The organism is Rhodanobacter sp. OK091 (assembly GCF_900142825.1).
Classification (GTDB): Bacteria; Pseudomonadota; Gammaproteobacteria; order Xanthomonadales; family Rhodanobacteraceae; genus Rhodanobacter.
On sequence record NZ_FRCH01000002.1, the window covers coordinates 817,198 to 824,268 of the forward strand.

3 protein-coding genes are annotated in these 7,071 nt (G+C 61.4%); all 3 read left to right on the plus strand.

The genetic code is table 11. The features are described from left to right. Nucleotides 1-22: 22 nt before the first annotated feature. Nucleotides 23-1,258: a S8 family serine peptidase gene (locus BUA26_RS13090; protein WP_255368375.1), complete on the plus strand. Its 1,236-nt coding sequence runs from the start codon at nucleotides 23-25 to the stop codon at nucleotides 1,256-1,258. A 2,047-nt stretch (nucleotides 1,259-3,305) separates the two neighbouring features. Then, nucleotides 3,306-3,515, plus strand: a complete 210-nt coding sequence (locus tag BUA26_RS13095) for an MbtH family protein (RefSeq protein WP_072761264.1) — start codon at nucleotides 3,306-3,308, stop codon at nucleotides 3,513-3,515. A 164-nt stretch (nucleotides 3,516-3,679) separates the two neighbouring features. After that, complete coding sequence (fabD, locus tag BUA26_RS13100; RefSeq protein WP_178368589.1) at nucleotides 3,680-7,042, plus strand: ACP S-malonyltransferase; 3,363 nt, start codon at nucleotides 3,680-3,682, stop codon at nucleotides 7,040-7,042. Nucleotides 7,043-7,071 lie beyond the last annotated feature (29 nt).

A 7,071-nucleotide genomic window follows, 5' to 3' on the forward strand; every position in this document is an offset into this window, starting at 1 on the left:
CGCATGCGCGTCCTCGCGTCCTATGGCGCTTGCGGACAATCACGCCAATCCCAGCCGTGCATTCGTCACCAGCGTGTCCGCCAAGGACAGCCAGCGAGACATCGAGCTGGCTGTTGCCAACCCGCTTCAATCGCCCTCTAGGAACGCCAGCTCCAGTTTGCTGGGCTGTACCGCCTCAAGGTATATCGGCGCCGGTCAGCGCGCGGCCTCCACGCTGGTGGCGTTGAAGAAGAACTATGGATTGCGCGAGGTCACCGGCTGGCCGATCAAGGCCCTCGACGTGTACTGCGTCGTGTTCGAGCCGCCTCCCGGCATGACCCAGGAGGCCTTGCTCAAAGCGCTCGCCAAGGACGATAGAGTGCAACTCGCGCAACCGTTGCACGACTTTGCCGTCTATGCGGAGAAATCCGGGGACGCACGCCAGTACAACGATCCTTACGTCAATCTTCAACGCGGTTTCGTGGAAACCGATGCCGCCCTCGCGCACAACCTCACTCAGGGCAACGAGGTCCATATCGCGATCGTCGATACGGGTGTCGACGTAACGCATCTCGATCTTCAGGGACGCATTCGCGATGTGCACAACCTGGTCGATGACGATGCGGCGGCGTTCGATCACGACAGCCACGGCACCGAAGTCGCGGGTGTCATCGCCGCAAACGCCGACAATCGCCAGGGGATTGTAGGGATGGCGCCCAAAGCGTTGCTCAGCGTCTACAGGGCATGCTGGTATTCGCCAGCCCCAAACGAAGGCGCACGCTGCAATTCCCTCACGCTCGCCAAAGCGCTGGCTGCAGTCCTTGATACGGATACCCGTATCATCAATCTGAGCCTGGGGGGACCTCCAGATCCGCTTCTCAATTTGCTGCTCGCCAAGTTGCTCGGCCAAGGCCGCATCGTGATCACCGCGATGCCGCCGGACGGGACCGTCGACGGATTTCCCGCAAATACGCCAGGGGTCATTGTCGTTCGCGTAAGTGATGCATCATCAGCCCCGCCTGGCATTTTGAGCGCGCCAGGAAACGACATTTTGACGACCCAGCCGGGCGGTGGGTATGACTTCACTTCCGGATCCTCGATGGCGGCTGCGCATGTGAGCGGGATTGTCGCTTTATTGCTATCTCTCGCACCAAACCTCGATGCGCGCGAGGTCCACGATCTTCTGCTACGCAGCAGCAAACTCTCCAACGGGATGCTTCAAGTGAACGCAGCGTCGGCAGTGTCGGCACTCCGCAGTACGCGGAAAGCCACCCCTTGAGCCGAATAACTCGCCTTACGTTGATGCTCCGTGGCTCGCTGGATTCACCGAAGGGGATGTGCGAATCAGCGTGCCTATGGTCCGCATCAGCGGCTTCCGGCAGAAAGGCTATGCATGAGCTTTTGCTATAAAGCGCCATCTGCAGCAGTCGCTTAACTCGGGCTCCGCTTTGGCTTGGTCAGCCGCACAACAACTCGCGATCGCCGCTGCAAAATCAAGCAGGCGGTGATCCCTAAGCCTCGGTCAGAATCGCCCCCGAATACGTTTGACCGTTGCCGATGGAAGGCCTGATTCGCCGTCGCCCCAATGCCTATCGCATTACGTCTAGTTTGAGCGCTTGCCAACAGTGATGACATATCACTAATTTTTGCGGCGAGGCGCCGTATCGCGTTCTCGTCGTACTGGTGTGGCGCGCGTCGTCTTTCGCATGCAGGTAGATCGAGAATGACCTTATTACACTAAGTGCAATAGCTGGCAATTAAGTGCCCGAGCCGAGCGACGCGAGGCAAAGTTTTGGTCGCAACGCGGTTGCAGCCTCGACGCGGGCGCCAAACCGTCGTTGCTCGAAAACGCCGTTTCGTACTGCCGACAGCGCAAGAATCGTCGCCTGACCGAGTCGGGTGGCTGGGCTAGAGGCAGGTCTGGCAGAACAGGCGTCCCATAGCCAGTCGCTGGAACAAAAGCACATCCGCCCACTCGGGCGCAAATGATCTATGCCATCGATATTGCCGGAGAACTCGCCGTGTCACTGCCGTTCGAAGCTCTACGCTATCGCGGCGCGATGAGTAGGTTTGCTTGCGGTCTTGTCGGCGCCGGGAAAGTGCAAATAACATTCCTTCGGTGCCCGGCAAGTACCTCAGTGCTGATCTCGATTCCATCGCCCCGTAACTTGGCCAGGACACGAGATATCTACTCGACGTTATGGCGGATGTCATGCCCAATATGGATGTCAGAGCAGGGTGATTAGAGGGGGCTATCGGAGGTACCACTTGCCATGCGCAGGATGTCGCTCATCCCATGCCAGGGGTTCTTCGTCACTTCGTTCTTACTCCCCCAGCGTCCCTTGCGAAGGTGAAACAGCAATGCGGCCTTGTTGCCGATCTTCTTTCTGAACGCTGATCCAAGGCAATGGCAGCATCTACTTCAACCAGCAGGACCTGGTGAGCAGGAAGAGTCACGTCTATCGCGCGCAGGTCGAGAGCGGTGGTCTCGAGGCACCCGTCCCGCTATCGATCAGCGACGGAGCCCATCCAGGCTACGATGTGGCCGTGGCACCCGACGAATCGTTTCTCGTCTTCTCTGCCAACCGTGTGCCGGCTGCGAAGGATCAGTCGTTGCTGTTCGTTGCCTTCAGGCGAACGGCAAGTGGATCGAGCCGCAAGCGCTCGAGCCCCACCTTGAGGGACTCGAGTCCCTGCTCAGACCTGACCTCAAGATCCTCTATTTCGAAGCTGATGAAACTTCCGGGACCATGACGCATGGCCGAATCTTTCAGGTCGCTTTACTCGCGTACATCATTAATCGCCTGGCCTTTTGCTGACTCCCAACAAGTGGAGTTGAGCAACAAGTCTCAGTTTCTGCATCTGGTGATGCCGCCGAGCGACATAGTCGGAACTATCTGTGCCACGAGGTAGTAGCAAGTCATTATTTATAAATGACTCTATGCGCCATTGATTTAAAATTCACAAGCAAATTCAATGAATTAGTTAGCATTAGCGAGCGCAACTCATGGTGGAAAAATCAAGTTGGCACCGAGTTCGCATTTCAGCTCAGGCGTTGCGGACCGGCACTTGCCAGTTTCACCCGGGCGACGCATCGGGTCGTTTTTCGGTTAAATGCCCGAAACCATAAGAACTTGCGACTTGCAAAGTCGAATGCATTGTTTAAAGATTTTATAGAGAGGGGATACTCACGTGCTCTGTTCGCCGCACTGACGGCGCGAGTACTTGGCGCCGTCCCCGTCGTACGAGCCATCGTTTTCCCAAGGATTTGACACGCCGCTCGCGCTTTCGCGAAACGGCGTCCCTCTGCTTTTACAGGAGTAAGCATGTCTACCGGTTCGCGCCCGTCGGAAACGTTGTACGAAGTGGTGGTCAACCAGGATGGCCAATATTCGACTTGGCCGGTGTTCAAGGCATGGCCGCAAGGGTGGGCGAAGGCGGGCAAGCAGGGGGCTAAGGCGGCTTGCCTCGAATTTATCGGCGTGACGTGGACTGACATGCGGCCGACATCACTCGGCGCTAGCGTGCGCCGTTAGCGTCGCCGAACGTTTCGCTTTGCATTGCGGGTGACCCGTCGCGGGTCGTCCTTGTGCCCCTGAGGGGAGGGGAGTTGGCTGCACGGTCAGCCATGGATTCCGGTTCTACCTGGTCGTGTCCACGACCGGGGGCGGAGCCATGAGTCAGTATGGATGCGTCGCTCATGAAAACCGTACTTTCGTTCGCAGGGCAGGGGTCTCATCACGTTGGGATGGGGCGTGAATTATTCGAAGGCGACGCATGTTTCCGCGCGAACATGCTGCACGCCGATCGCCTCGTGCGTGAGCGCTGCGGCGAATCCGTGCTGGCGGTGCTGTATGCGGAAGGTGGCGGCGCGAGCGTTCCGCTGACGCGCCTGCTGCATAGCCATATCGCCATCTTCATGGTGGAGTACGCGCTCGCGATGTCATTGCTCGAGCGCGGCTTGCGCTTCGATCTAGTGCTGGGCGCGAGCCTCGGTACCTACGCCGCCTCTGCCGTGGCGGGATGCATCGATGCGGACGCCGCGCTGCTCGCGGTGATCGAGCAGGCACTCGCCGTCGAGGCGCATGCCGAGACGGGCCGCATGATCGCGGTGGTGGGCGAAACACTGCGTTACCTCGATGACGAGCTGCTTGCCTTGTGCGAAGTCGGCGCGCGCCATTTCGCCACGCATACCGTGCTTTCGCTGCCCGAAGCCAACGGCGAGAAAGTGGAATATCTGCTGCGCCGCCGCGGTATGGCATATCAACGGCTGCCCGTTGCGTTTCCCTTCCATTCGCGCTGGGTCGACGCGGCGCGGGCGCCGTACGAGGCATTTCTGCGCAGCTTGACCACCAAGGCCGGCCGCGTGCCGGTCGCTTGCTGCGCGGCGGGCGATGTACTGCACGAGTTTCCGTCCGGCCATTTCTGGTCCGTCGTGCGCGATCCCATCCGCCTGACGGAAACGCTGGCGGCGATCGGTGCGCCGGAAGGTCATCGCTACGTCGACGTCAGTCCCGCCGGGACGATGGCGACACTCTTGAAGTACGCGTTGCCGGAGGGAACGGACATCCACTCGATCATGTCGCCATCCGGCGGCGATCTCGCACGACTCGATGCATTGACGGCACCGCGAACGGCCACGCGGCCGACGCGGAGCGGACAGGTACGTAATGGACAGCTACCGGAGTCACGCAGCATGAAGGCAGTCATCTTTCCAGGCCAGGGTTCGCAGTTCAGGGGCATGGGCAAGGAGCTGTTTCCGCTCTATCCCGAGCAGGTGAGGAATGCATCGGAGATCCTCGGCTATTCGGTGGAAGACCTCTGCCTCAACGACCGCGAGGGCCTCCTTTCCAAGACGCAGTACACGCAGCCCGCCTTGTACGTGGTCAACGCGCTGCATTACTACCGGGCGCAGGCGAACGACAAGCAAAGCGGCAGCGCGAAGGCTCCGGCATTCTTCGCCGGCCACAGCCTAGGCGAATACAACGCCCTGCATGCGGCGGGCGTGTTCTCTTTCGAGACGGGTTTGCGCCTGGTCAAGAAGCGTGGCGAACTGATGGGCAGCGCGGGTGGTGGCGGCATGGCCGCGGTGCTGGGCACCTCGGCGCAGGATATCCGCGGCATGCTCGACCAGCATCGCCTCGACGGCATCGATATCGCCAACCTCAACACCCCCACGCAGACGGTAATCGCCGGCGATCACGAGGCGCTCGCCGCTGCAGCCGAACTGTTCGCGCGGAAGAACCTGCGCTACGTACCGCTGAATGTCAGCGCACCGTTCCATTCGCGGCATATGCAACCCGTGCAGGCGGCGTTCGCGGAGTTCCTGCGCGGGTTTTCCTTCGAGGCGCCCAAGGCGACCGTGATCGCCAATGCGACAGCACGGCCGTACGACGGCAGCCGCATCGCCGACACGCTGGCCCGGCAGATTGCGACGCCGGTGCATTGGGTGGACTCCATCCGTTACGTGATGGGCAAGGGCGAGGTCGAGTTCCAGGAGCTGGGCGCCACGATCCTGTCAAGGATGGTGAACGAGATACGCAGCACGCAGACGCCCATCTTTGACGAGGCGGAGTTTGACGACGCGGAGTTCGATGACGAGGAAGGCGACTTGGCCGCCGTGGCCGTGCCGTCCGTCGTGCTCCGCACGGATAGCGGCGGCATCCAGGTGGAGACTGTCACTACGGAGCGCGGCGCAACCTCCGCGATCGAGGCAGCATCTCTCGGCAGCGCCGTGTTCCGCCGCCGCCACGGCGCGCGCTACGCCTACATGACTGGCGCCATGTACCGGGGCGTCGCGTCGGCCGAGCTGGTCGTGCGAATGGGCAAGGCCGGTTTCCTGAGTTTCTTTGGCGCTGGCGGTCTTTCGCCGGCGAAGATCGAGCAGGCCATCGTGCGCATCCAGGCGGAGCTGGACGCGGGACAGCCCTATGGCATGAACCTGCTGGCAAACTACGAGTACCCCGCACAGGAAGAGGCGGTGGTCGAACTCTATCTGCGCTACGGCATCCGCAACGTGGAAGCAGCTGCGTTCATGCAGATGACGCCCGCCTTGGTGCGCTTCCGCCTGCAGGGATTGCAGCGCAACCCGCAAGGCGAACTCGCTTGTACGCACCGGGTCATCGCCAAGGTATCGCGCCCGGAAGTTGCGCGCGCCTTCATGAGTTCGCCGCCGAAAGCGATCGTCGACCGCCTGCTCGAGCGCGGTCTGGTCACGGCGGAACAGGCGGCCTGGTCGCAGTCGATACCGATGAGCCACGACGTCTGCGTCGAAGCCGATTCCGGCGGCCATACGGACGGCGGCATCGCGGCGGTGATGCTGCCGCCGCTGCTGCGGCTGCGCGACGAACTGCAGGCGGCCCATGCCTATGCCGAACCGATCTGCATGGGCCTAGCCGGCGGCATCGGTGGCCCCGAGGCTGTGGCCGCGGCTTTCCTGCTTGGCGCCGATTTCATCGCGACCGGTTCGATCAACCAGTGCACGGTGGAATCGGGCATGAGCGCCGACGGCAAGTCGCTGCTGCAGGCCATGGACATCCAGGACACCGAGTACGCGCCCGCGGGTGACATGTTCGAGATCGGCGCGCAGGTGCAGGTGCTGAAGAAGTCGGTGTTCTTCCCGGCGCGAGCGAACAAGCTGCTGTCGCTCTATCGCCACCACGAGAGCCTGGACGACATTCCCGAGCGCACGCGGCGGCAGCTGGAGACGACGTTCTTCAGGAAGACCTTCGGCGAGATCTGGGACGAAACCCGCGCCTACTTTACCGCCGCGGGCTTGCAGCATGAGGTTGCCAAGGCCGAGGCGAACGCCAAGCACAAGATGGCTCTGGTGTTCCGCTGGTACTTCGCCTACAGCACGCGCATCGCCATGGAAGGTAAGGGCGACGATCGCGTCAACTACCAGATCCAGACGGGCCCCGCGCTGGGTTCGTTCAACCAGTGGGTGAAGGGAACGGCGCTGGAGCCGTGGACCGCGCGCCACGTGGACGACATCGCCGTCCGCGTGATGGAAGCGGCGGCGGACCATCTCAATCGTTCCTACGCGCGGCTACGCCGCGGCTGAAATTGAACCGGGCACAGGAAGGCACGAGT

Coding starts and splice junctions, on each gene's coding strand:
- BUA26_RS13095 (WP_072761264.1), top strand. CDS start 3,306: ATGTCTACCGGTTCGCGCCCGTCGGAAACGTTGTACGAAGTGGTGGTC.
- BUA26_RS13090 (WP_255368375.1), top strand. CDS start 23: ATGGCGCTTGCGGACAATCACGCCAATCCCAGCCGTGCATTCGTCACC.
- fabD (WP_178368589.1), top strand. CDS start 3,680: ATGAAAACCGTACTTTCGTTCGCAGGGCAGGGGTCTCATCACGTTGGG.